This window comes from Paenarthrobacter sp. 10N417, assembly GCF_056394745.1.
Genome location: NZ_JBFTIL010000029.1, coordinates 39866 through 64580 on the forward strand (window position 1 = coordinate 39866; position 24715 = coordinate 64580).

27 protein-coding genes are annotated in these 24715 nt (G+C 62.1%); 12 read left to right on the top strand and 15 right to left on the bottom strand.

Going from position 1 to position 24715, the window contains the following annotated elements; all coding sequences use genetic code 11:
- Positions 1-110 precede the first annotated feature (110 nt).
- From AC1DCM_RS24720 to AC1DCM_RS24750, 7 genes are all read right to left on the bottom strand, one after another.
- Positions 111-767, bottom strand: a complete 657-nt coding sequence (locus AC1DCM_RS24720; protein WP_477520078.1) for a pentapeptide repeat-containing protein — start codon at positions 765-767, stop codon at positions 111-113.
- On the bottom strand, positions 767-1225 hold the full coding sequence (locus tag AC1DCM_RS24725) for an SRPBCC family protein (RefSeq protein WP_477520079.1): 459 nt from the start codon (positions 1223-1225) through the stop codon (positions 767-769). Before AC1DCM_RS24725 ends, AC1DCM_RS24720 begins: the two co-directional genes overlap by 1 nt.
- Before the next feature lie 166 nt (positions 1226-1391).
- Positions 1392-2855, bottom strand: a complete 1464-nt coding sequence (locus AC1DCM_RS24730) for an amino acid permease (RefSeq protein WP_477520080.1) — start codon at positions 2853-2855, stop codon at positions 1392-1394.
- Positions 2856-3133: 278 nt separating this feature from the next.
- A complete protein-coding gene (locus tag AC1DCM_RS24735) occupies positions 3134-3442 on the bottom strand; it encodes a Rieske (2Fe-2S) protein (protein WP_477520081.1) in 309 nt (102 codons plus the stop codon).
- A complete protein-coding gene (gene nirB / locus AC1DCM_RS24740; protein WP_477520082.1) occupies positions 3439-5907 on the bottom strand; it encodes a nitrite reductase large subunit NirB in 2469 nt (822 codons plus the stop codon). The genes AC1DCM_RS24735 and nirB overlap by 4 nt, the downstream gene beginning before the upstream one ends.
- On the bottom strand, positions 5907-6254 hold the full coding sequence (locus tag AC1DCM_RS24745) for a molybdopterin oxidoreductase (RefSeq protein ID WP_431116373.1): 348 nt from the start codon (positions 6252-6254) through the stop codon (positions 5907-5909). Before AC1DCM_RS24745 ends, nirB begins: the two co-directional genes overlap by 1 nt.
- A gap of 131 nt (positions 6255-6385) precedes the next feature.
- Positions 6386-8035: an ABC-F family ATP-binding cassette domain-containing protein gene (locus tag AC1DCM_RS24750; protein ID WP_477520083.1), complete on the bottom strand. Its 1650-nt coding sequence runs from the start codon at positions 8033-8035 to the stop codon at positions 6386-6388.
- Positions 8036-8261: 226 nt separating this feature from the next.
- Between AC1DCM_RS24750 and AC1DCM_RS24755 the strand changes: the two genes are divergently transcribed.
- The 4 genes from AC1DCM_RS24755 (at position 8262) to AC1DCM_RS24770 (ending at position 12093) form a co-directional block, all read left to right on the top strand.
- A complete protein-coding gene (locus tag AC1DCM_RS24755; RefSeq protein WP_442003499.1) occupies positions 8262-8990 on the top strand; it encodes a CPBP family intramembrane glutamic endopeptidase in 729 nt (242 codons plus the stop codon).
- A 61-nt stretch (positions 8991-9051) separates the two neighbouring features.
- Positions 9052-10002, top strand: a complete 951-nt coding sequence (locus AC1DCM_RS24760; protein ID WP_477520084.1) for a 1,4-dihydroxy-2-naphthoyl-CoA synthase — start codon at positions 9052-9054, stop codon at positions 10000-10002.
- 9 nt (positions 10003-10011) lie between these two features.
- A complete protein-coding gene (locus tag AC1DCM_RS24765; RefSeq protein WP_442018875.1) occupies positions 10012-11151 on the top strand; it encodes an AMP-binding protein in 1140 nt (379 codons plus the stop codon).
- A gap of 60 nt (positions 11152-11211) precedes the next feature.
- Positions 11212-12093, top strand: a complete 882-nt coding sequence (locus AC1DCM_RS24770) for a 1,4-dihydroxy-2-naphthoate polyprenyltransferase (RefSeq protein WP_431120303.1) — start codon at positions 11212-11214, stop codon at positions 12091-12093.
- A 23-nt stretch (positions 12094-12116) separates the two neighbouring features.
- Here the strand turns inward: AC1DCM_RS24770 and AC1DCM_RS24775 are convergent, their stop codons facing one another.
- Positions 12117-12428 carry a DUF4229 domain-containing protein gene (locus AC1DCM_RS24775; RefSeq protein WP_442003607.1) on the bottom strand — a complete coding sequence of 104 codons (312 nt, stop codon included), beginning with the start codon at positions 12426-12428 and terminating at the stop codon, positions 12117-12119.
- An 87-nt stretch (positions 12429-12515) separates the two neighbouring features.
- Here AC1DCM_RS24775 and AC1DCM_RS24780 point away from each other — a divergent pair, with 87 nt between their 5' ends.
- On the top strand, positions 12516-12959 hold the full coding sequence (locus AC1DCM_RS24780; protein ID WP_442018876.1) for a PLD nuclease N-terminal domain-containing protein: 444 nt from the start codon (positions 12516-12518) through the stop codon (positions 12957-12959).
- A gap of 5 nt (positions 12960-12964) precedes the next feature.
- Positions 12965-13543 (top strand): hypothetical protein, encoded by a 579-nt coding sequence (locus AC1DCM_RS24785; RefSeq protein ID WP_442018877.1) that lies wholly within the window; start codon positions 12965-12967, stop codon positions 13541-13543.
- Positions 13544-13598: 55 nt separating this feature from the next.
- Here AC1DCM_RS24785 and ccsB read toward each other — a convergent pair whose 3' ends face one another.
- From ccsB to AC1DCM_RS24810, 5 genes are read right to left on the bottom strand one after another with little or no spacing between them, the layout of a single operon-like run.
- The gene (ccsB, locus tag AC1DCM_RS24790) at positions 13599-14666 is read right to left on the bottom strand and encodes a c-type cytochrome biogenesis protein CcsB (RefSeq protein WP_442018878.1); all 1068 of its coding nucleotides are present in this window, start codon (positions 14664-14666) and stop codon (positions 13599-13601) included.
- Positions 14666-16378, bottom strand: a complete 1713-nt coding sequence (resB, locus tag AC1DCM_RS24795; RefSeq protein WP_442018879.1) for a cytochrome c biogenesis protein ResB — start codon at positions 16376-16378, stop codon at positions 14666-14668. The genes ccsB and resB overlap by 1 nt, the downstream gene beginning before the upstream one ends.
- Positions 16378-17133 carry a cytochrome c biogenesis CcdA family protein gene (locus AC1DCM_RS24800; RefSeq protein WP_442018880.1) on the bottom strand — a complete coding sequence of 252 codons (756 nt, stop codon included), beginning with the start codon at positions 17131-17133 and terminating at the stop codon, positions 16378-16380. The genes resB and AC1DCM_RS24800 overlap by 1 nt, the downstream gene beginning before the upstream one ends.
- 5 nt (positions 17134-17138) lie before the next feature.
- A complete protein-coding gene (locus AC1DCM_RS24805) occupies positions 17139-17744 on the bottom strand; it encodes a TlpA family protein disulfide reductase (protein ID WP_442003492.1) in 606 nt (201 codons plus the stop codon).
- Positions 17745-17748: 4 nt separating this feature from the next.
- Positions 17749-18414, bottom strand: a complete 666-nt coding sequence (locus tag AC1DCM_RS24810; protein ID WP_477520085.1) for a histidine phosphatase family protein — start codon at positions 18412-18414, stop codon at positions 17749-17751.
- Between the two features lie 215 nt (positions 18415-18629).
- On the opposite strand from AC1DCM_RS24810, the gene AC1DCM_RS24815 reads away from it, so the two are divergent.
- The 3 genes from AC1DCM_RS24815 (at position 18630) to AC1DCM_RS24825 (ending at position 21233) form a co-directional block, all read left to right on the top strand.
- Positions 18630-19181 (top strand): YceI family protein, encoded by a 552-nt coding sequence (locus tag AC1DCM_RS24815; protein WP_477516828.1) that lies wholly within the window; start codon positions 18630-18632, stop codon positions 19179-19181.
- 205 nt (positions 19182-19386) lie between these two features.
- Complete coding sequence (locus AC1DCM_RS24820) at positions 19387-20109, top strand: hypothetical protein (protein WP_477520086.1); 723 nt, start codon at positions 19387-19389, stop codon at positions 20107-20109.
- Between the two features lie 263 nt (positions 20110-20372).
- Complete coding sequence (locus AC1DCM_RS24825) at positions 20373-21233, top strand: hypothetical protein (protein WP_477520089.1); 861 nt, start codon at positions 20373-20375, stop codon at positions 21231-21233.
- A 47-nt stretch (positions 21234-21280) separates the two neighbouring features.
- On the opposite strand, the gene AC1DCM_RS24830 is transcribed toward AC1DCM_RS24825, so the two are convergent.
- Together AC1DCM_RS24830 and AC1DCM_RS24835 are read right to left on the bottom strand one after the other, a co-directional pair.
- A complete protein-coding gene (locus AC1DCM_RS24830) occupies positions 21281-21988 on the bottom strand; it encodes a redox-sensing transcriptional repressor Rex (RefSeq protein ID WP_431116402.1) in 708 nt (235 codons plus the stop codon).
- Between the two features lie 84 nt (positions 21989-22072).
- Positions 22073-22327 carry a glutaredoxin family protein gene (locus AC1DCM_RS24835; protein WP_477520088.1) on the bottom strand — a complete coding sequence of 85 codons (255 nt, stop codon included), beginning with the start codon at positions 22325-22327 and terminating at the stop codon, positions 22073-22075.
- A 261-nt stretch (positions 22328-22588) separates the two neighbouring features.
- Between AC1DCM_RS24835 and AC1DCM_RS24840 the strand changes: the two genes are divergently transcribed.
- From AC1DCM_RS24840 to AC1DCM_RS24850, 3 genes are all read left to right on the top strand, one after another.
- The gene (locus AC1DCM_RS24840) at positions 22589-23404 is read left to right on the top strand and encodes an HAD family hydrolase (protein WP_477520087.1); all 816 of its coding nucleotides are present in this window, start codon (positions 22589-22591) and stop codon (positions 23402-23404) included.
- Between the two features lie 535 nt (positions 23405-23939).
- Positions 23940-24521, top strand: coding sequence for an endonuclease domain-containing protein (locus AC1DCM_RS24845; RefSeq protein WP_442018884.1), 582 nt, complete (start codon positions 23940-23942; stop codon positions 24519-24521).
- Positions 24522-24614: 93 nt separating this feature from the next.
- The coding region (locus AC1DCM_RS24850) for a transposase (protein ID WP_442002713.1) at positions 24615-24715 on the top strand (101 nt) is incomplete at its 3' end.

A 24715-nucleotide genomic window follows, 5' to 3' on the forward strand; every position in this document is an offset into this window, starting at 1 on the left:
TGAAAGGGACCGGTGCGGAATAATATACCGACCGTTCGTTCTATAAAGATTACACGGCCTGCCCTCCGGGTCAACAGATGAAGTCATCTCCGGGCAGTCCGGTCAGTGCTTCAGATCACCCGGATTCCCAAATGACCAGCCAATAACGGGGCCATGAGACTCAACTGGTAATCGTCGATAACAACTCCGGCGAGTCCCGCCAATCCGTTGATACTCCGGAACTCCGAGCTCCGCAGGTCCACGTCCTTGAGCTTGGCGCCGGTGACATCCAAGGTGCCGATAGTGCAGTTCTTCAACGACACCCGTGTCCCGGTGCAGCCGCCAAGATCGAGCTCGTTGATGATGCAATCTGAAATCTGGACGTCCATCAGCTTTGAACCCCGCAGGTTCACGTAGTCCAACTTGCCGCCCTCGATCCGCACCGAACGCCACGTGCCCTCGTACAGCTCGGCTGATCCCCACCTGGGATTGCTGATCTCCACGTCCTGCCAGGAAGTCCGGGCGGCTGTGAAGACTGGAGCATATGGCTCGGCCAGGATGCACTCCCGGAACGTGGCGCCGCGCAGCTGAGCCTCGTTGAAGGAGACTCCCGTGAACTCACACTCGATAAAGTCAGCACCGCTCAGCTCCTCCCCATCGGCGGAAACGCGGGTAAACCTGATGCCGTCATAGCGTTCGCCACGCTGGAAGTCCGGGGCGTCGTCGTCGCGCAGTTCTTCCAACCGCACTGGCGAGATCTTGGGGGCCGCCACCTTTGCAGCCGCCATCAGAGGGATTCCGCCTTTGCAGCGATCTCGGCAAGGTCCTTGCCCAGGGCTTTCCGGGTGATGCTCATGCCGATCTTGCCGAACAAGGCCATGGCGACTTTGCTGAGGAGCGTGGGTTTGAGGACCTCGGCGCCGAATGTCAGCGTAAGGTCAGTGCCGGCGTCGCGCCCTGCCAGGTTAAAGCGCGTGGTGTAATCGGCGCCGCCCTGAAGTGCTTTGACCGTGGTACTGCGGGGTGGATCCACCTCCAACACCCACATCTCCACGGTTTCCTGCCTGCCCATCATGGTCCGTGTTTCCTTCCAGCGTGTGCCTTCCCCATAGGGACCCTCGCTGAGCATCTGGATTGCGTTGATACCCGATAGGGTCCCGGCCGAGCCTGGAATGTCCGAGAGGACCGCCCAAACTTTCTCCGGGCTGGCGTTGATGTGCTGCGTCAGGGTGGTGGTGTGATCCATACATCGAGCCTAGTCCGGGGCACTGACACTCCCAACTGACTGGCGCTGTGGGGCCTGCTCTGCACCCCATATGCGCCAAATAACACGACCAACGGGCCCCTTAACGCGAACGGCGGGCGCCCCCGCTAGGGAGGCACCCGCCGTCGAGCTTGGGTGAAGAGAGCGTTTAGCTGAAGAGTTCGCTCTTGGGCTCGTTGTTCTTGACCTTCTGCCAGCCAAGCCAAAGGACCAGGGCGAAGAACGGAATGGTCGCCAGGGTCCAGAGACCCAGGAGGAAGACCTCGCCGGTTGCCTTATCCGTCATGGTGTCAAAGCCGATCAGAATGGTGATGGCCAGCAGCGCAATGAGGCCCAACCAGCTGGTCCACGGTGAACCGGGCATCGGCAGGCTGGAGACGTTGCCGCGCTTCTTCCGCAGGGCAATCTGGCTCGCGAAGATGGAACCCCAGGTGAAGATCACACCAATGGAGGCCGTGTTCAGCGCAAGGTCGAACGCGTGCGAGCCGCCCAGCCAGATGTTGAGCAGGATGCCCACCAGGTAGACGCCGCCGATCGCCAGGATGGCTGCATACGGCACGTGGCGGGAGGACATTTTGGTAAGCCACTGCGGGGCGTGACCGTTGTTTGCCATGGTCCGGAAGATGCGGCCGATCGAGTACAGGCCCGAGTTGCAGGAGGACAGCGCGGCGGTGATGACGATCATGTTCATGACGTCGCCCATCCAGCCGAGGCCCATCTGGCCGAACACGGTTACGAACGGCGAGGTGCCCGCCTTGTACTGGTCCGACGGCAGCAGCATCGCAAGGAGCATCACCGAACCGACGTAGAAGACGATAATGCGGATCACGACGGCGCGGATCGCCTTGGGAACTTCACGTTCCGGGTTCTGCATCTCACCAGCGGTAATACCTACGAGTTCGATCGCGTTGTAGGCGAAGATCACGGCGTTGAGGACCAGGATCATGACCAGGCCGCCCTTGGGGAACATGCCGCCGTCGTTGTGGAACAAGTTGCCCACGGAAGCGTGGCCGGTGCCCACCTGCGCGTTGGTGACAACCATGAAGGTGCCAACTGCCAGGAAGATCAGGATGGCTGCGACCTTGAGGCAGGAGGCCCAGAATTCGAACTCGCCGAAGGCCTTGACGCTGAACAGGTTCACGGCCACCAGCAGCACCAGCGCTGCAATGGCGGAGAGTTCAACGGGAACGTTGGGGAAGAAGAACTGGAAGTACAGGCCGATCGCGATGAGCTCGGCAATGCCTGTCATGGCCCAGTTGATGAAGTACATCCAGCCTGAAAGGAAGGCGCCCTTCTTGCCGAACATTTCGCCGGCGTAGCTCACGAACGAGCCAGAGGTCTGGCGGTACATGATGAGTTCACCGAGCGCGCGCATCAGCAGGTAAGCGATGACGCCGGCGATTGCGTAGGAGAAAATCAGGGCCGGGCCAGTGGAGGCCAGGCGGCCACCGGCGCCCATGAACAGGCCGACGCCGATTGCGCCACCCATGGCGATCATGGTGACGTGGCGCCGGCTCAGGGTCTTCTGGTAACCCTCGGCGCTGAGGGTGGAACCGACGGCGGTAGATGAGGCCGTGGGGTTCTGGAGATCTGTGGGGGTACTTTGCGGCACAGCTGTTCCTTGTGGGTTGGGGTATTGCTGTAGGTGTTTACGCCCATGCCGGGACATGGGCACCTTTGCCACACAAAATTCGAGCTTTCCTCGTTGGAGGACCCCAAAGTGTGACAAAGAACGCAGAACGCCGAAGGTTCGCGCAACCCGTCTATCTTACGGGATTAACGGGAATGCCCGTGACGCAGGCAACAGCACCCTCCCTGAACAAAGCAACGCGGGGTCAGTTAGGGCCCATGTTGGCCGCCCAAAGGGGCCATAAGTGACCCCGCGTTGCTTTAAGGAATGACGACGATGTTCTGGCCCTCATCTGCGAAAACTTCGTACGTCCGCAGGGGCTTCGCACCCGTGGTGGAACACCCGGTTTCCAGCTCAAACGAATGCTGGTGGAGTGGACACATCACCACGCGCTGATCAATGGTTCCGTCCGCGAGGGGGCCTCCTTTGTGGGGGCACACCGCGGAGACAGCACGCAGGCTCCCATCACGCAGCCGGAAGACCGCAACCTGCTCGCCGTCGATCCCGAACGCCCTGCCTTCGCCGAACGGAATTTGGTCAACTGGCCCTACGATGTGTGGAATCTTCATCGGACCGGCACCTGCGGGAGTACCGTCAAGGGCAGCGAGGTCCGGAATTGGCCAGGCGTTAGCGGATCATCCCGTTCACTCCACGGATCCACGTAGTTGTCCACCGACTCCTGCATCGCCTCATCCAGGCGGGCAGCGATGCCCTCGGAGTCATCCAGGATGACGCTGCGAAGATGCTCAATCCCTACCCGGGGAACAAACGCGTACGTCCGTTCAAGCCAGTTCGCGTTTTCCCGGTAGTACTGCATGAAACGACCCGCCAGGAGCGTGACTTCCTCGGGCGTATCCACCGTGACCAGTAGATCGCCCTTCCGGATGTGGGCGCCGGCCGCTCCCCCAATGTAGATCTCCCAGCGGCCGCCCTCCACCGCCACGACCCCAACGTCCTTCACCAAGGATTCTGCACAGTTCCGCGGACATCCGGAGACCGCGAGTTTCAGTTTTGCCGGCGACTCAATTCCCTGGAAGCGGGACTCAAGCGAAATGCCCAAACCTGTGGAATCACCCGTCCCAAAGCGGCAGTAGTCCTTCCCCACGCAGGTCTTCACCGTGCGGAAACTCTTGCCATAGGCGTAGCCGGACGGCATGTCCAGATCCGCCCAGACTGTGGGGAGGTCTTCCTTGGCCACGCCCAGGAGATCGATGCGTTGGCCACCGGTCAGCTTGATCATGGGAATGTTGTGCTTCTCCGCGACGTCGGCGATCCTCCGGAGCTGCTGCACGGACGTCACGCCGCCCTTCATCTGGGGCACTACGGAGAATGTGCCATCGCGCTGGATGTTGGCATGCACGCGGTCGTTGATGAAACGGGCATCGCGCTCGTCTATGTACTTGTCCGCCAGCATCATCTTCATGAGCGAGGCGAGGCCCATCTTGGACTTGGCGTCCTCCGCACTGTCAGGAGCCAAAGCCGCGAAAACCTGTGAAACCGAGCGCAGTCCAAGCTCCCGGATCCGGGACATCAACGCAGCCTTGTCCAAGGGAATGCCAGGGACGTAATAGCTGGCTGAGGGGTCATCTTCTACGGCACCGTCGGCCGCCCACTCCACCACCTGTTTGACCAGCAACTTGCACGAACCACACCCCTTGCCTGCCCGGGTGGCATCCATGGCAGCGGGTACCGAGCGGCATCCACCCTGTACAGCCGAGACGAGTGCCCCTTTGGAGACTCCATTGCAGTTGCAGACCTGGGCAGAGTCAGCCAGTTCCGCAACACCTTCCTCCTCTGAAGGGGAGCCGAGATCGAACATCAGCGAGAGCCGCTCCTCCGGCAGCGGCAGTCCCTGGTCAAAAGCCTGGGTTAAGTACGCAACCTTCCGGCTGTCACCAAGAAGGGTGGCGCCCACCATCTTGTTGTCCCGGATCACGATCGACTTGAACACGCCCCGGCTCGGTTCCGAGAAAACAATGTGCTCATCCGTGTCGAGTTCCGGGCCCGGCAAGCCCATGGAAGCGACGTCGACGCCGGCCACCTTCAGTTTGGTGGCGGTCCGGGACCCCAGATAGACCGATGAACGATCCACGCCGGTGAGCTGGTCGGCCAGAACGGCGGCCTGCTCCCACAAGGGAGCCACGAGCCCATAAACCTCGCCCCGGTGCTGCACGCACTCCCCCACGGCATAAATGTCCTCTTCGTCCATGACACGCAGGTGGTCATCCACCACGATGGCCCGTTCCACGGCCAGGCCACTCACCACGGCGACATCAACGTTGGGCCGGATGCCGGCTGTAACAACCACCATGTCGCAGCTCAGCTCAGTGTCATCACGCAATCGCACACCGGTGATCCGGTCCTTGCCCAGCACCGCGGTGGTCCGGCTTCCTGTGTGGACCTCGATGCCCAGCGCCTGGACGCTTCGCCGCAGTATTGCGCCGCCGTCGGGCCCTAATTGTGCATTCATGAGGTGGCCGCCTGAGTGGACCACCGCCACGTCAAGGCCGTAGGCCTGCAACCCGCGGGCCGCCTCCAACCCGAGCAGTCCACCGCCAATCACGACGGCCTTGCGATGATGCTCGTGCTGGGCGAACTGGACCATCTTGCGGGTATCGTCCATGGTCCGGAACGTAAAGACCCCGTGACGCACCGATCCGCTGGGTGTGTACAGGCCATCCATCGGAGGAAGGAACGAGTGGCTTCCGGTGGCGATGATCAGGACATCGTACGGAACCACCCTGCCATCGGCCGCGAAGACGTGTTTGCTGTACTTATCTATGCGCTCCACCCGCACCCCGGCGTGCAGGGTGATGTTGTTGTCCTGGTACCAAGAAAGGGCGTTGAGGAAGATGTCCGCATCGCTTTCCTCACCGGACAGCACGTGGCTCAGCATGATGCGGTTGTAGTTCCCATACGGTTCATCCCCGAAGATGGTGATCTCGAAAGCGTCTCCACCGGCGCGGGCGAGGATTTCCTCAACAGTGCGGGCACCGGCCATGCCGTTGCCGATGACCACCAGTCGCCTGGCCATCAGTGCTCCACCATGCCCAGGTCCACCACCACGGAACCGCGGACACCAGCTGGCGCGGCGATGAACAGCTCGATCATCGAGCCGCCCTCGATATCTTCCACAACCCTCAGCGGGACGTGTACATCGCCTTTTGCTCCGATGGGGAAGTACCGCATCGGAACGCCGTCCCGCATGAGGACAACCGCGATGAGTTCGGAACTGGAGTTGCCGCCGCGGAAGTAGAGAGTCTGGTTCACGACGCCGTCCGGGACAAAGTGCGCGAGCTCGCTGTGGAGGGGAACCGGCTTTTCCATACCGATGCCGTCAAACGGGAAAATGCCCTGGAGGAAGAGGTTCTTGGAGATCACGGAAAGATCCTTTCGGCCGGCTTCCTTCCATGGTGCTCCAGTGTTGTTTCGGGACGCTTGATGCCGTGTTTCCATAAGCAGGACAGAGCGTAACGATCCCTTTGCGAACAACTCACCCCGGCGGCAACGACCTACAGCAACTCGCCATCCTGCATTCCGTACCGGACCCAGCTACCCACCGAGCCCGCCGCGGCGCACCGGTCGAACCACTCCCCCAACGCACGGTCGTGGCTCACGATGACCAGCGTCCCCGCGAAGTCCGCGAGCGCAGCTTCCAACTGTTCCACGAGCACTGGCGCCAGGTGGTTGGTGGGTTCGTCCACGATCATGGTCTCGTAACTGCCCAGAAGCAGCCGGGCAAGGGCTAGCCGCCGTTGCTGTCCGGCCGAGAGGCTGCCCACGGGAACGTGAAATTCAGCAGGCCGGAACAAGCCCAGGCGGAGCAGGGCCTCGGCGTGTTCGTCGATGTTTCCGCCCAGTCCCGCGGCAAACGCCGGAAGCAGACGGAGCCCCGGACGGGGCGGAACGTCGAGTTCCTGCTGCAGGTACCCGACTTTGCCCTGGACGGCCAAGGTCCCGCCTGCGGATTCAAGCGTCCCTGCGAGCACAGACACCAGTGTTGATTTTCCTGCGCCGTTGGGTCCGGTGATGAGGATCTTTTCCCCGGTTTCAACGCGCAGGTCAGTCGCTTTGAGGCGACCGGGCACGCTGATGCCGCGTGCTTCGATGGGCGGTCCAGCGGTCTCCTCCACGTGAAGGTCTAGTTGTACGGCGAGTTTCAGCGGCACGGGTGGCCGGTCAATGGGGTTCTCTTCGAGCCGTCGGAGGCGTTCCTGGGCGTTCCGCACTTTGCTCGTGGCGGCGCGCTGCCACGTTCCTTTCTTGAAGCCGGTCGCAAATTTGTCGTTGTCGCGCACCCGGCCGTAGCCCATGCCGCCCGAAACCGTGGCGGCCTGGAACCGCTCGGCGGCCATGGCGTCGAGCCATTCGTCGTATTGCTGCACCCAACGGGCACGCTGTGCGGCTTTCTCACGCAAGTAGCCTTCATAGCCGTTGCCGTAGCGATTGACGGACCGGCGTTCGGCATCGACTTCGATGACTGTGCTGGCTACCTTCCGCAGCAGGACACGGTCGTGCGAAACCACCACCACGGTCCCTCGATGCGCAGCCAACCTCGATTCCAGCCAGGCCGTGCCGTTCGCGTCGAGGTGGTTGGTGGGCTCGTCCAGGAGCAGGGCTTCGGCCGGATCGGCCAGCAGGCACGCGAGGGCAACGCGCTCCTGCTCGCCGCCGGACAAAGATCCAAGCGTTCGACGCCGGTCCAGGCCTCCTAGCCCCAGCCGGTCAAGCGCTGCTTCCACCCGGGACTCGGCAGCGTAACCTTCGCGAAGTTGGTACTGGGTCTGCAGGCTTCCGTAGAGTTCCAGGGTTTCGGGGTCGGCATCCGCCAGGTCCCGCTCCAGTTCGCTGATGCTGGCCTCGAGCGCACGCAACGCGGTAAGCGACGCGTCAATGGCGTCCCCCACAGTGAGCGAGGCCGGAAGTCCGTGTGTTTGGGCGAGATAACCCACGCGGTAGCCGGAATTCCCGACCAAACCGGCACTGCCGTCGTCGGGCGTTTCTACGCCGGCCAGCAGGCGGAGAAGGGTGGATTTCCCCGCCCCGTTTTCTCCCACAATGGCTACGTGTTCGCCGTGATCGATGGTGAGGTCAACGCCGTGGAAAAGTTCTCGGTCCCCATAACCGTGGGAAACGCCGGAAAGGTGAAGGTGGTCAGTCAAGAGGTGTCCTCGCAAAGTCCGCAGTGAATGGCAGGGAACCGCTGAGGGCACTGCCGTAGTGGGTACTGGGGATGCAGCCGGATGGAAGGGCTGCGCTCAAGACTTCATCGGTCCAGACTGCCCGGGGAACGAGGGCGCGTCAAGTTTCAGGCTGGAGCGATTGCCCGTTTCCCCGGGCCCCCCTGGCAGGCGCGCACCATTCCACCCGCAAAGATAGTCTGGTCATATGGGCACCATTTCGACGCGGACGAGGCTTTACCGGTTCAATGCCCTGGACGCCGTGGCCGTCGCTGCCTATCTGGGATTCACGATCTACTTCACGTTTGCGGGCGAATCCGTGGAGCGAATGATGCTCCAGCTTTTTTCAGACCCTGCCACCGCCTCGTATGCCGTTAACGCACTCTTCTATGCCGTCGTCGGGGTTTTCGCCTTGGCATCCGCCTGGCGCATAGTCGGCCGTGACGTCAAGATCCTGGGCACCCGCCCTTGGTTCACTCTTGGCATGGTCCCCCTTGCGGTGGTGGTCATGCTGATCGTCACGGCACTCCTGGTTGCGGCGACCGGTACTGCGCAGACTTCCGAAAACCAGTTGGGCATCCAAGGCCTGCTCCAGCGTGTGCCGGCCTGGCTCATGGTGCCGCTGCTGGTGGTCCTGGGGCCGTTCGTTGAGGAGTACTTGTTCCGGCACCTGCTGATCGGCAAGCTGTCGCAGTACGTGAACATCTGGATCTGCTGTGCCCTTTCGGTGGGAGTTTTCGCATCGATCCACGTGGTGGGCAGGGAGGGTCTGGTGTTGCCGGCCCTTGCGCCTTATCTCGGCATGGCCCTGGTGCTGGTGGCGGTCTATGTGTGGACGGGAAAGAACCTGATGTTCTCCTACTTCGTCCATGCCGCCAAGAACCTCCTGGCTGTGGTTCTCATCTATGCGATCCCGCCGGACTTCCTCCCCCACTAGCAACAAGGGCATGCCGAGACACGAGTTCTGCATCAGCGGAGGCCGTTACTAGACTCGGACTGTGAACAACCATCTCCCTGCCAAGGTTTCCGACATCTTTGACCCCTCGCGCTGGCGCACCGTTTCCGGCTTCGACGACTTCAAGGACATGACGTACCACCGGCAGGTTGAGCGTTCCACGGACGGGACGATCAAGGATCTCCCCACAGTCCGCATCGCCTTCAACCGCCCCGAGGTGCGCAATGCGTTCCGTCCGGGCACTGTGGACGAGCTTTACCGCGCCATGGACCACGCCCGCATGACTCCCGACGTCGCAACCGTGCTGCTCACGGGCAACGGACCCTCGGAAAAGGACGGCGGGCACTCGTTCTGTTCGGGTGGCGACCAGCGGATCCGTGGCAGGGACGGCTACCGCTACGCCGAGGGTGATACCCAGGAGACCATCGACCCCGCCCGCGCCGGCCGGCTTCACATCCTGGAAGTCCAGCGCCTGATGCGGACCATGCCCAAGGTGGTCATAGCCGTCGTCAATGGTTGGGCAGCGGGCGGCGGACATTCCCTGCATGTGGTCAGCGACCTCACTATCGCCTCCCGTGAACACGGCAAGTTCAAGCAGACCGATGCCACGGTGGGAAGTTTCGACGCCGGATATGGCTCTGCGCTGCTGGCCCGCCAGATCGGGCAGAAGGCCGCGCGGGAGATCTTCTTCCTGGCCCGTGAATACTCGGCTGAGGACATGGTCCGGATGGGAGCCGTGAACGAGGCGGTGGACCACGCACGATTGGAGGAAGTCGCACTGGAGTACGCGGCTGATATCGCCCGCCAGTCCCCCCAGGCCATCCGCATGCTGAAGTTCGCCTTCAACCTGGCCGACGACGGCCTTGCCGGGCAGCAGGTCTTCGCCGGGGAAGCCACGCGCCTGGCCTACATGACGGATGAAGCCGTCGAGGGCAAGGAAGCCTTCCTCCAGAAACGCGACCCCGACTGGTCCAACTTCCCCTACTACTTCTAGGACATCCCTGTGGACATCGATCCCGTACTCAAAGCACTGGCCGCTGCCCTGCATGGCGAGGGTCCCGCCGTCGAAATTGTGGTTCACGAGGACGGACGGCCGGAAGCCGTTCCGGTAGAGACCGGCGTGGAAGAGACTGCAGTGGTGGTCCGAACCTCCGGCTCCACCGGGACGCCCAAGGCGACTGTCCTCACTGTGGATGCCCTGGCTGCGTCCTCTGTGGCCACGGCCATGGCATTGCGCGGCGAAGGCCAGTGGCTGCTCGCGCTCCCCCTTCAGTACGTGGCTGGCGTGCAGGTCCTGGTTCGCTCCCTCTACGCCGGGACGCGGCCCTGGGTGATGGATCAGTCGAACGGCTTCACGCCTGAGGCATTCACGGCTGCCGCCGAGGAACTGACGGACAAGATCCGCTTCACCTCGCTGGTACCCACCCAGCTGCAGCGGCTCCTGGACTCACCCGCCCCGGAAACCCTTGCCGTGCTGCGCCGCTTCAATGCCATCCTGCTGGGCGGCGCGCCGGCTTCGTCCGAGCTGCTGGCAAACGCCCACGCGGAGGGACTCCACGTTGTCACCACGTACGGCTCGGCCGAGACGTGCGGCGGGTGCGTGTACGACGGCGAGCCCCTGGACGGCGTCGAGGTCCGCATCGGCGAGGGCGAACTGGAAGGCCGCATCCTGCTAGGTGGCGAGACGGTGGCGGCGGGCTACCTTGACGCGCCGCGCGCGACGAAGGCCGCGTTCTTCGAAGAGGACGGCGTGCGCTGGTACGTCACCGGCGACCTCGGCGAAGTTACCGGCGACGGCAAGCTCACCGTCCTGGGCCGCGCCGACGACGTCATCATCACCGGCGGCGTCAAAGCCTCCGCCGCGTACATCCAAAGCAAGCTGGAAGAGCTCGACGGCGTCAGCGGGGCTTTCGTCGCGGGTGTCCCGTCGCGTGAATGGGGCCAGGCCGTTGCAGCTTACGTGGCCATGACAGATCCATCGCCGGAAGGCATCAAGGGCTTCACTTCCGGAGGCGAAGCCGCACTGGGCGTCCTGGCGCCGAAGACGGTCCTGGCGGAGAAGGAATTGCTCATGCTGCCCAACGGAAAACCGGACAGGCTGGCCATGATCGACCAGCTATCCGCCGCGCATCAGGGACAATAGAGAGGTTCTGCCCTCATGACTCCGACTAAAGATCAACGCGAAACACACGAGGTACTGCACGTGGCGACAGCTGCACAATGGATTCAAGGAGCCCGGCTCCGCACACTGCCCGCGGCCATCGCGCCCGTACTGATCGGTTCGGCAGCGGCGTTCGAGCTCCATGCTTTCCGGCTGCCGAACGCGATCCTGGCGGCGCTCGTGGCGCTCCTTCTCCAAGTCGGCGTCAATTACGCCAATGACTACTCGGACGGCATCCGTGGGACCGACGAGGACCGGGTGGGGCCGCTGCGCCTGGTTGGTTCCGGACTCGCCAAGCCGGAGCAAGTGAAGTGGGCGGCCTTCGGATTGTTCGGCGCCGCCATGGTGTGCGGGCTGATCCTGGTCATCATTACCCAGACCTGGTGGCTGATCCTGGTAGGCCTTGGTTGCGTCCTGGCAGCCTGGGGCTACACGGGCGGCAAGAACCCCTACGGCTACCTTGGCCTGGGCGACGTCTTCGTCTTCGTGTTCTTCGGGCTGGTGGCAACGCTCGGCACCACGTACACCCAAGCGGGGCAGGTCAGCCTTGCTGCCGTCATTGGCGCGATCGGTACGGGGCTCATCGCCTGCGCCCTGCTCATGGCCAACAACGTCCGGGACATTCCCACGGACACGGCGGCCGGGAAACGCACTCTGGCCGTGCGTCTTGGAGACAGGCATGCCCGCGAGAGCTACGTGTTGATGCTGGCCGTCGCCATCCTGCTGGTGATTGTGCTGGCGCCCACCAAGCCGTGGATGTTGATCGTTCTCCTGCTGATCCCCGCCTGCCTGATGCCCGCTTGGCTCATGGTGAACGGCAAGAAGCGCAAGAGCCTCATTCCCGTGCTCAAGCAGACCGGCCTGATCAACCTCGGCTACAGCCTGCTGTTCTCGCTCGGCCTGATTCTGAGCCGCGGCTTCTAGGTTTCCCTACTGGGAACCTTTTCCTACTTGGAACCCGGGCGTTTGTCGTTGTTGACGGCGATGTCCGGGTTCTGCTCCACGAGGCTATCCTCTGCCTCGGCGTCCTCAACCTCACCAGCGGTGCGGATGGGCTTGGCCCGGCCGGAAAAGCGTTCCCGCATGGCCGCAGTGGCGGCGTCGCGCTGTTTCTGGAAGAAGAGGTAACTGATGGCGAACGCGATCAGTCCCGCGAAGACCACGGCCAGGATCCAGCCCACCTGCAAAAAGGCGAACAGGATGAACAGCGGCACGAACAGCGCCAAACGGATGAGGGAATACTTCAGGAAAGCCACTATCCAAGTTTAGCCGCCCGGATGGTTGCACTCTGATCACAGCCGGAACGGGGCGTCCAGTGAATGCCTTACGGCGACTAGACTTGGTGCATGCTCCGGGTTGTTGGCGTCGTCGTCGTCCTTGTTATCTTCGTCTACGCCCTCGTGGACGTGATACGTACGGATGGCAGGTTCACACGCGGCATCTCCAAACCCGCTTGGATCGTCGTCATGATCCTCCTGCCCCTCTTGGGTGCCGTCCTCTGGTTCATCTTCGGGCGGCCCTACGGCAAGCCCTCGGCGCAGCCCATCCGCCGCCACCCTACCGCCCCGGATGATGATCCCGAGTTCCTCCGCAACCTGGAAACCCGCCGCCGGAACACCGCCGAAGAAGAGCGCCTCAAGAAGCTCAAGGCAGAGCTTGAAGCCAAGGAACGGAAGCTCAAGGGTGCTGATGGCGCGGAGGGCAGCCAGGGCAATAAAGCCCCCGGATACAAGTCCGGCGATGCCAAACGCGGGGAGCCGGATACCCATGGCACCGACGAACTGAAGTAGGGAACATGGCCCAGCAAGCTGATGGATCACGGCAGTCATTTACTTCCGCATCCCCCAGCGGCGGGCCACCGACTCTTGCACATCCACCCATTGACGACGTCGTGCGGCCACCAGGTCCAGCACTGCTGTCCAGAATTTTGTGGGTAGCCAGCTTTGTCGCAGGAGTCGCAGTAGTCATCACCAGTCTCCTCGCCCGCGACTCGCACCTGGACCGCCTGAAGGGTGTTATCGCAGGCAAGCTCCCCGATGGTGACGCCCTGGCAGTCGAGGGTGCAACCGCCGTCGTGTTCCTCGGAAGCCTGGCCATGCTTGCCCTGGTGGTCGCGATGGAAGCGGTCCTGCTGGCTGTGGCCTTCAAGCGCCGCAGCTGGGCGCGGTGGCTGCTTGCACCGCTGATCCTCCTGCACGCCGTGGTCACCGTAATCACCGCAGATTACGTCGTAGCCCCGGGAGGCGCGGGCGTCCTGTCCACCGTGCTGCTTGCCGTCCAGTACGTCTTGGCTGCGGCAGGCCTGATCCTTTTGTTCCTGCCCTCCACCACAGCATGGTTGCTCAGCGGACGCCGACGCGCGACGGAAATCTAACCGCGCCCACTGTGGCTGAACGCCAGCGAGGGGGTCGGCCTCGAAAGCGGTCTGCTCAGAGCCCGGAGTATGAGTGCAGGCCGTTGAAAACGGTGTTGACGAGTGTGAAGTTGATGATCACGCACGCGTAGCCAACGATCGACAACCACGCTGCGCGGGTTCCCGTCCAACCGCGTGTAGCCCGTGCGTGGAGGTATCCGGCGTAGACCACCCAGATAACGAACGTCCACACTTCCTTGGGGTCCCAGCCCCAAAACCTGCCCCAGGCCTTCTCAGCCCAGATGGCACCGAACATGAGGGTGAACGTCCAGCCGATGAAAGCGATCGCGTTGATGCGGTAGGACAGGTTTTCCAGGCTCAGCGCGTTTGGAACCACCCGCATGAAGCCAAGCTTGTCAGCGCGGCCGGCGGCCAGGTTCTTCTGCCGGTACGACTGGACCAACTGCAGCGCGGACATGGCGAACGTCAAGGTAAACAGGGCCGAAGAGAGCACCGCGATGGAAACGTGGATGATCAGCCAGTAACTCTGGAGGGCCGGAACGAGGTGGCCCACCGGCGTCCAGAAGGACACCGAGGCAGCCACCAGCATGATGATGGCCAACCCGATGACGAACGTACCCAGGAACCGCAGGTCACGGCGGATGAGCACGATGAGGAAAACGGCCACGGCTACGAATGCGCCGGTGGTGAGGAACTCGTACATATTGCCCCAAGGCACCCGGCCTGCGCCCAGTGCACGCGTCACAACGCCCGCGCCATGAATGAGCACGCCCAGTACTGTGAGTGCCACAGCCACCCGGGCGGGCACGCGGCGTTCGGCGCCGTACTTCATGTCGCCTGCCGCGGTGCCACCCTCAATGGTGAGGCCCGACGTCGGACGCTCGGCACGGCCAGCCGGCCCACCGGCGTCGGGGCCTCCCAAGCTTCCGCTGGCGCGGCCAGCCGCCACGGCAACCTTCACTGCAGGAGCGCTGGCAGCAGCCTTCGCGTCGATGGCACGCAGCGCCTTGCTGCTCTTGGCCAGGTCCCAGGCAAACGCGATGAACGCCACGGTGTACGTGCCGGCGGCCAACAGCATGAACAGCTCGCTGTACTGGCCCAGGGTTTCGTTGATGACGGGCATTACTGGTCCTTCGAGGTTGGGGAAGAGACTGTGGGGGTTGGTGCCGGCATATCGGAGTCAGTGGGGATCTGCCATTCCCGGGCAAAAAGTTCACGGAGGGCTGCTGCTTCGCCTGCGAGTCGATGGTCTTCGCCTCGGGCCAGCAGGCCGTATTCCACCATGGTGCGGCCGTCCTGGTGCGTTCCGGTGCGGACCCAGACGCGGCGGCGGTTAACGTAGAGCGAAGTGACCAGGCCAGCAACGGCCAGGAGGCCGAAAATCAAGGCGTACAACTGGCCAGGGTTGTGGTGGACATCCATGCCAATGTACTTCTTGACGCCATCGAAGGTGATGCTGCCTTTGCCGTCCGGCAACGTTTTGGTCATTCCTGGGGCCAGCGTGATTCCGCCGGCTTCAAGCTTTCGGCCATTGAGCTGTTGGAGATTCCTGACGTCCAGCTCGAACACGTTCTGGGGAACGCCCTTGTCCAGGCCGAGGTCGCCGTAGTAGGAATCCAGGCTCAACTGTGGGTTGAAGAGTTCGGGACTTGCGCTGAAGGAGATGCCATTTTCGGACTTGAAGGCCGTGGGCAGGAAGAAGCCTTGGAACGCCAGCTGGTCCGGTTTGCCATCCGGCACCTTGATGACCACGGATGAGTAGTAGTTATCGCCCTGAACCTTGGCTGTGACCGGCCCCTGGAAAGCAATGTTGCCTTCGCCATCGCGAACAGTGACCACGGGTGCGTAGCCGTTGCCGGTGAGGTAGAGGCTGGTGCCACCCAGTGAAATGGGATCGTTGACCTTGAGGGTTTCCTTCTTCGCCGGAGAATCCGGATTTTCCTTGGTGGTGACCTCGGCCGTGTAGTCGATGGGCTGGCCGATCTTTTTGGGCGACTCGCGATCGAAGGTGGCCTCAAACTTGTCCAACTGAATGGAGTAAGGCTGGAGCCAGCTGCTTTGGAAGTTGGTGCCTGGCGTGAATTGGTCGTAGCCCACCAGGGTGTTGACGAACGTCTCACCTTCCACCAGGATCCGCTGGCCGCTGTACCCGAAAAGGCCGCCGATCGCCACGGAAACCAACACGCCGATCAGCGAAGTGTGGAACACCAGGTTCCCGACTTCCTTCAGGAAGCCGCGCTCGGCACCCAAGGACGGGAGGTCGCCGTCGACGTCCCTGACCTCCACGCGGTAACCGCGCTTCTTGAGCAGTCCAGCAGCATCGTTGATAGCCTTCGACGCCGGAATCCCGGCGTCGGCGGGCAGCGCGAGCGTGCCGTACTCCGGCAGGCGCGAAAGGCGCTTGGGAGTGCGCGGCGGCTGCGACTTCATCGCTTTGTAATGGGCGATGGCACGCGGGGTGACGCAGCCGATCAGGGAGATGAACAGCAGGATGTAGATGGCCGAGAACCAGGCCGACGAGTAGACGTCGTAGAGCTGGAGGGCATCGAGAAGCTGCCCGTAGGAGGGGTTGTCCTTGATGTACTGGGTGACAACCGCAGGATTCGCTGCGCGCTGCGGGAACAGGGACCCCGGCACCGCGCCCACAGCCAACAGGAGGAGCAGGAACAACGCCGTCCGCATGCTCGTCAACTGGGTCCAGGCCCACCGAAGCATGCCCAGGATACCGAGGGACGGCAGCGCGGCCTCGGACTTGGCCTTTTGCAGTTTCCCTTCCGCTGTGGTCGTGCCTTCAGCGGCTGGTGACTTCTTCTTGGCTTTCACGGACTCGCTCATCAGATTGGCAACTTCACATCGGTTTGGAACCAGTACTGCAACTCGGTCACCCAGGTTCCCCACACACCGGTGGCCATCAGGATGCCGAGCAAAATCAGGATGCCTCCGCCAAACCGCTGGATCGCCAGGCGGTGTGTCCGGAAGAAGGACATGACGCCCATGCCCCGCCGCACGGCAAGGGCGATCAAGAGGAACGGGATGCCCAGGCCAAGGCTGTAAACGAAGGCCAAAAGCGCACCCTTTGCCGCCGACGATCCGCCGGACAAGCTCAGCAACTGTACCGCGGAGTATGTGGGCCCGATACATGGGGCCCAACCCAGGCCGAATGTCAGCCCCAGGAGCGGCGCGCCCCATAGGCCGGCCGGAGGCTTTGCATGAATTTTGGCGTCACGTTGCAGCCAACCAAAGCCACCCATGAAGACGATGCCCATAAGGATGACCAGAATGCCCAGCAGTTGGGTGATCCAGGCGTTTTGCGGGCCAGTCAGGAGGGTGCCGAGTTGGCCAAACGCACCGCCCAGGAGGACGAAGATTACCGAGAAGCCCAGCACAAACAGTCCAATACCTGCCAGCATCCGGCCTCGCCGCTGCTTTTGGAGGTCGACGCCGGTCAGTCCCGTGACGTAGCCGAGGTAACCGGGGACGAGGGGCAGGACGCACGGCGAAAGGAACGAGACGAGTCCCGCCAGCAGCGCAACCGGCACGGCAAGCAGTAAGGATCCATTCAGTATCGTCTCGGCGAAAGGACTGTTCATCGGTACTACTCAGCCACTGCGGACGTAATGAGGGCCTTCAAAGTGCTCTTCTCAATTTCGCCGAGGACACGGGAGGCAACTTTGCCCTCCTTGTCCAGGACCAATGTGGTGGGCACCGCACCCGGAGGAACGATTCCGGACACGGACAGGAGCACGGCACCGTCTTTGTCGTTGAAGCTCGGGTAGGTGAGGTTGAAGGTCTTGTCGAAGGCCTCCGCCGTGGCTTTCTCGTCACGCAGGTTAACGCCGAAGAATTGAACGCCTTGGTCCTTGAACTCCTGGTGCAGGGCTTCAAGCTGGGGAGCTTCGACGCGACAGGGGGCACAGGCCGCGAACCAGAAGTTCAAGACCGTGACCTTGCCCTTGAGGTCTTCGGGCTTGACCGTGTCTCCGTTGAAGAGTGTGCCCTTGAGCGCCACGGGTGCAGCGCGGTCCGCTTTGGCGAACTCGGTGACGGAGCCATCCCCGGCTACATAGTTCTTGTTATCGCCTTTTCGGGCTTGCTCTGCGAGGGAGTCCTTCTGGGCGCAGGCTGACAGGCCCATGGTAAGTCCTGCCAACAGGACACCACCGGCTGTGAGCACGCCGCGGCGCGAGAGGTTGTTATCCATCTGTCTACGCCCCCGGGGTGCTTGCTGCACCGGGAARGAGCACCGCAGCAGGTTCGCTGTATTCGACCCGCACAATCTTGCCGTCGCCGTCCAGGGTCAGGGATGTCAGGGAGGTCAAGGTGCATTCACGCTTACGGGGGTCGTGCGCCAGCCGGCGGCCCTCGGCGGACAGACGGGTGGACCAGATGGGAAGCTGATGGCTGACAAGGATCGCCTCAGCGCCGTCGCCACCCAGTTCGATTGCCTTGACCCGTGCGTCTTCAACAGCAGCCAGGACCCGCGCGGCTTGCTCTTTGTAGGGCTCGCCCCAGGACGGGCGCAGGGGGTTCCGGAAATAGAACCAGTGCTTGGGCTTCAAGAATTCGCTGCGGGTGGGGTGGAGTCCCTGGAAGTGGTTCTCCGCTTCGATGATCCTCGGGTCTGTATGGATCTCGAGATGGAGTGCCTCCGCAGTGGGCATGGCCGTTTCCTGGGCGCGCGTCAGCGGCGAGGCTACCAGGTGGACAATCCTGGCACCCTCGCTTGCGCGGACGGCGAAGTGCTCAGCCAGCATGCGTGCCATCTCCCGGCCCCGCTCGGACAGATGGAATTCAGGCAGCCGGCCATAGAGGACGCCATCGGGATTATGGACCTCGCCATGGCGAAGCAGATGGACAGTTGCTTGGGGCATGTTTACCAGTTTCTCAAAGAAGCGGGGCGATCCGAAATCTTCTACCGCTAGTAGAACTCAAAGTTTTCCAGAAATGTTCCGTAGAGTTGGAATAAAAGATGCATATGCATGTTTATACTAGACACGAAGCTCGGTTGACGTTTCAAGTAAATGCATCAACCAGTCGACCGGGCAAGCCAGCGGTACCTTCCACTACATACAGGAGCAACATCATGATGACCCTTCCCGCCAACGTCACCACCGGCATCTGGACCCTCGACGCTTCCCACAGCGAGATCGGCTTCACAGTCCGCCACGCAGGCATCAGCAAGGTCCGCGGCGTCTTCAAGGATGCCGACGCCACCCTCGAAGTTGGCGAGACGCTGACCGACTCGAAGGTCAACGCAACCATCCGGACCGCCAGCTTTGACTCCGGAGACGTCAACCGCGACGGCCACGTCAAGGGCGAAGACTTCTTCGATGTGGAGAAGTACCCGGAGATCACTTTCGTCTCCCGCCACGTCAAGGCAAACGGCGACGGCTTCGATCTTGTGGGCGATCTCACCATTAAGGGCGTGACCAAGGAAGTTTCCATCGAAACCGAATTCAACGGCGTGGCAGTGGATCCCTTCGGCAACACCCGTGCAGGCGTCTCCGGCGAAACCACCATCAGCCGCAAAGACTTCGGCCTCACCTGGAACGCAGTGCTTGAGGCTGGCGGCGTGCTGGTCAGCGACAAGGTGGTCATCAACCTGGAACTCGCGTTCATCGCACCGGCAGCTGCCTGACTCCCAGGCAGTTTCCGCAGCAGCTTCCACGGGAGTTTGCAAGGCAGTCCCGAGCAAACGGCGCCCCACCACAGTTCCGCTGTGGGGGCGCCGTTTCGCGTACTCAGAAGTCACCCTGCGATTATTCGGCAACCAGCCTGTAGTTAGCTGCGAAGTAGCTCCGAATTTCCTATGCATCCTTCAACCTGCGGTCTAAAGTGATGCCATGAGTAACCCAGATGAAGCACCAGAGCCTCAGCAGCCCGGCGCCCAGCCTCCGCAGCCCGGCAACGTTCCTCCTGCGGGTTACCAACCGCCGCAGGGCTACCAACCACCCCAGGGCTACCAGCCGCCGTCGCAACCTGGCCAGTATTCGCAACCCGGACAGTATTCGCAGCCGGGACCGGGTCAGCCGGGACCGGGTCAGCCGACGCAACCAGGACAGCCGGGTGGTTTCCACTTCGAAATGCCCACCGACGGACCCCGCAACTTCAATGACGTCCTTCCGCAAGGTGGTTTCTCGGGCCTCTTCAAGACCATGGGCCTGCCCACTGAGCTCAAAGTGTCCTACTTCATTTGGGTGATCTCCGGACTCCTGGGCCTCCTCTTTGGCCTCATTGGGCTTTTCGCCATCATCGCGGCCTTCGCGTTCATGCCAGGGGTTGCCGCACTCCTTCTGGTTCTCCTGATCATCAGCCTTGCTGTTGCAGCCGCCCAGATAGTGCTGGCCATGAAGATGAAGGAAGGGAAGGAATGGGCACGCCTTGCCCTCACCGTCCTTGCCGCGGTTTCGCTGTTGCTCGCCATCTTTGGCTCCATCAACGCCGGCGGACCCGGTGCAGGCCTGGGTGGCAACTGGTTTGGCTTCCTGGTCAGCGCGGTGGCCGTTGTGCTGATGTGGTTGCCGAACTCGCAGTTGTGGTTCAAGGCAGTAAAGGGCGCCGTGTAACCCCCTGAAGTACCGCCGTCGGGCTCGCATCCGAGCCACCCTGACAGGTGTACAAGGCCGTGGTGATCCATCGGACCACCACGGCCTTCATCATGAAGGCGTACGCCATCGTGATGATTTCACCGCCAAGCAGCAAATTCCTGCGTGTGATCATCCGCAGCGCCGGATCCCAGAGGTACGGTGGAAGCAGAATCAGGCTGGGGGCAGGGTCTTTTTGCTGATCCCGGCAGCCGCACCAGCAGTCGAACAAGCAAAGGAATGCCATGAGCAACCCTCCATACCCGCCGTCCAACACGGGGGACGCCAATTCGGGCGACGCGAACAAGGGCGATGCCAACAAGCCTGAGCAGCCGGGCCAACCATCCACGCCCCAGTATGGTCAGCAGGCACCGCAGTACGGTCAGCAGACTCCCCAGTATGGTCAGCAGCCGAGCGCTCCACAGTACGGTCAGCAGTCCCCGTCCGCGCCCCAGTACGGTCAGCCCCCGGCTCCCCAGTACGGCCAGCAGTCCCCGCAGTTTGGCCAGCAGTCGCCACAGTTTGGTCAGCAGTCCCCGTACGGCCAGCAGCCTTCTCCCTATGGTCAGCAGGCCCCGCAATATGGCCAGGACACCAACTGGCCCAGCCAGCAGCCAGGACCCACTACGGTTCCGCAGCTGGTCAACATCTCCTTCTGGATGATCATCGCAGCGGGCATCCTGTCTGCCATCAGCTCGCTGATCCTGGCCACCACGGGCTCGGATGCCTTCATCAATTCGATGCTCCAGCAGGCGGCACAGCAGGGCACTGAATTCCCGGAAGGCTCCATCGAAGGCATGCGTGGCGGCATTGTCGTTGCCGCGATCATTGGGGCCATCGTGTCCCTGGGCCTTTATGCATTGGTTGCATTCCCGGTCCGCAAGGGCAAGAACTGGGCCAGGATCCTGGGCACCGTCTTCGCGGCAATCTCTGTCCTTGGCCTCGCCGGACTGTTCCAGTTCGGTGCCACGTACGGCATCCTGCAGCTCTTGGTGATCCTGCTGGGAGTTGCCGCGATCGTCCTGCTGTACCTGCCGGCGTCGGCTCCGTACTTCCGCAAGCCGCAGCCTTTCGGCAACCCTTACCAGAACCCTTACGGCCGCTAAGCCGACAAGCTTTCTATAACAACTCAACGGGCGCGGACCCGGTACGGCTAGACAGCCTGACCCGGTGTTTGCGCCCGTTGTGCGTGGTAGGCCAGGATCTGCAGCTCGGTGGCCATGTCCACCTTGCGGAGGTTCACGTGCGGCGGAACCTGCAGGAGAACCGGAGCAAAGCTCAAGATGCTCCGGATCCCTGCAGCGATGACGCGATCGCAAACTGCCTGGGCAACGGTGGCCGGCAAAGCCAGCACCACCATGTTGGTGTGGGTGCGTTCCAGGACGCGTTCAAGTTCCGCTGAATCGCTGACCCGCAACCAACCCACCTCGTTGCCGATCACCATGGGGTCCGCGTCGAAAATAGCCACGACGTCGAAACCTCTGGATTCGAAGCCGCCGTACCGCGCCAGCGCCTTGCCGAGGTTACCGGCACCGACAATTGCGACCTTCCAATCGTGCGTCAGGCCAAGTGCTGCGGCAATGTGACGGCTCAGGTACTGAACTTCATAGCCCACCCCGCGGGTCCCGTACGAGCCGACGTAGGAAAGGTCTTTGCGAAGCGTGGAGGAGCTGACGCCTGAAGCCTCGGCCAACGCGTCCGATGACACACGTTCCACGCCTTCTGCCAGGAGGGAGTTGAGCGCGCGCAAATAGAGGGTCATCCGGGCCACAGCCGCGGGCGGGATCTGCTTGGCGGCAGGTTCGTTGTCCCCGCTTGTTGCCCCCGGGGACGGTTCCAGCGCAGTCACGGTTTTCTCCATTGCGTCGCTTGTTGTTCCACTCTATGGCCCTTGGCCGGACTCAACAAAAGCCGATACTTCCGGGTAACAGAGTCCCCCTGATCCTCAGCTTTCAAGGACTCTTTTCAAAGTACGGGTCAGGCGCTGCTCGTCGATCTTCCAAAAGTCGCGCTGGACCCCATCCACCAGCACCACGGGAATTTCCTCCGCGTAACGCTCCTGCAATTCCGCGTTACCGTCGATTCCCTGCTCGGTCCACTGGACGCCCAGCGCCGAGGTAACGCGTTCGACGGCGGCACGCGCCTCCGTGCACAGGTGGCAGTCAGCTTTGGTGAGGAGAACGACGTCGGGAATAGCCATGACACAACGGTAACCGCCCCAACCCTCTCTCACATCCACCGCCCAATCCCCCAACGCTCTCTCACATCCTGACCGGTTTCCCACCGATGCTGTCTCACATCCTGACCGCTTTCCCCCAACGCTCTCTCAAATCCCGGCCGGTTTCCACCAACGCTCTCTCAAATCCCGACCGGTTTCCACCAACGCTCTTGCACATCCCCACGGGGCAGCCCCACCGTGCGCCCTCAACGCCGGGGCCTGGCGATTGACTAGACTCAAGGCATGCCCGACGAGAAGAACGCCGCTGTGGTCGCCGACGCCAAGGTTCCGCAGCACACCGGCGAAGCCGCTTTCTTCGACGTCGACAACACTTTGATGAAGGGCGCAAGCCTCTTCCATGTGGCCCGCAAGATGTACGAACGCAAGGCCTTCACGCTGTCCCAGGCGGCTGGCTTCGCGTGGAAGCAGTTCAAGTTTGTAATGCGCGGCGAGAACATGGACGACGTCCATGCCGTGCGCGACTCAGCCCTGACGTTGGCCGCCGGGATCACTGTGGAGGACATCAAAGCCCTGGGCGAAGAAGTTTATGACGAAATGATCGAGTCCCGGATCTGGCCTGGAACCAAAGCGCTCGCCGAGCAACACCTCCGTGTAGGCCGAAGGGTATGGCTGGTGACGGCGACCCCTATTGAGGTTGCCACCGTCATCTCCACAAGGTTGGGCCTGACGGGCGCGCTGGGAACCGTCGGCGAAGTCCATGACGGAATGTATACCGGCAAGCTTGTCGGTGACATTCTGCACGGCCCGGCCAAAGCCATCGCGGTCCAGCTCATAGCTGACCAAGAAGGCTTGGACTTGGACCACTGCTGGGCTTACAGCGACTCCGCCAATGACATCCCGCTCCTCACTCTGGTGGGCCACCCCGTGGTGATCAACCCCGATTCGAAGCTGCGCCGGCATGCCCGCGACAACAACTGGCCCGTCTACGATTTCCGATCCGGACGGCGTGCGGCAACCTTGGGGCTCAAAGCCGCAACCGTGGGCGGCGCCATCTACGGGCTATGGCGTGGATTCTCAAAGTTCCGCGGGCCCCGCTAGCCGATCCTCCCTCACATCCCCACGCGTTTCCAGCGTTCCTCCCTCACATCCCCACGCGTTTCCAGCGTTCCTCTCCCACATCCTCTGGCACTGCCGGCCTACCTGTGGATAACTTCTGCACGCTTAGCGGCTTCCAAGGAACAATGCGGGTATGCAGAATTCGTTACTCAACCAATCCAGCCAGCTCTTGGGACCTTTCAGCCTGAACGACGCCAAGGCAGCGGGCATCGATCCTTCAGACATTTGGCGCAGCAGTAGCATCGTTCCTGTGAGCCGGGGCTTGTATCGGCCGACGGATTGGGATTTCGACCTCTCGTCAGCTGCCCGTTCCCTCTCGTCAGCCAGCCCTGGCGCTTGGATCTCCCATACAACGGCAGCCAGGCTCCATGGTTTTGTCTTGCCGGCGTGGCTATCGGATTCAAATGAATTGCATTTGAGCAAACCGCGACGTCTGCCGTCGGTCCGGCGCAAAGGCATCATAGGGCACACTGAAACGCTCTTCGAGGGAGAAATTGAGCAAGTCCAAGGGATTTGGATGAGCACTCGAGCTAGAACATGGCTGGACTTGGCGCGTCGTCTCCCCCTTCATGACCTCGTATGCGTGGCAGATCAGTTGATTCGCATTCCACGGCTGAATCTTGAGGGGCGCGATACACCGTTCGCCACTGCCGAAGGGCTTCGGAGCATGGTCGAACGGCACAAGAACCGTCAAGGCGTAGTCCGGGCACGGGAAGCCCTGGACCTCATGCGCGTCGGGGCCGACTCAGCTCCAGAGACTTTGCTTCGTTTAGCCATGCTCGATGCCAACTTGCCCGAGCCTCAGCTCCAGGTGATGCTCCGCGCGGACGACCCGTTCTCGCCGTCAGCAGACTTGGGTTTCAAGAGCCGTCGCCTCGCGATCCAGTACGACGGCGGCCATCACCTTGAGGAGGAACAGATCCATAGCGATCGGCGCAGGGATAAGGCATTTAGAGCAGCGGGGTGGACTGTCCTCGTTTTCGGAAAAGAGGACCTGGCGGACAACTTTGGCAACGCCGTTCTGCAGATCAAGCGGGCGCTACGGACTGCATGGATGGATCCATCCGTTGCATCCGGGTTTGCCAAGAACGCGACGTGAGAGAACATCCCGCCAGAAGCGCCACGACGTGAGAGAACATCCCGCTGCGGTCGTATGGTTTTGTGAGACAGCTTGATGGGAGCTTCAGTTCAGATGACCACGCCCAGAAGAAAATACGATGCGGCTTTCCGTGAGGATGCTGTGCGGCTTGTTTTGTCCACGAACCGGTCGGTGAAACAGGTCGCCGAGGAGAT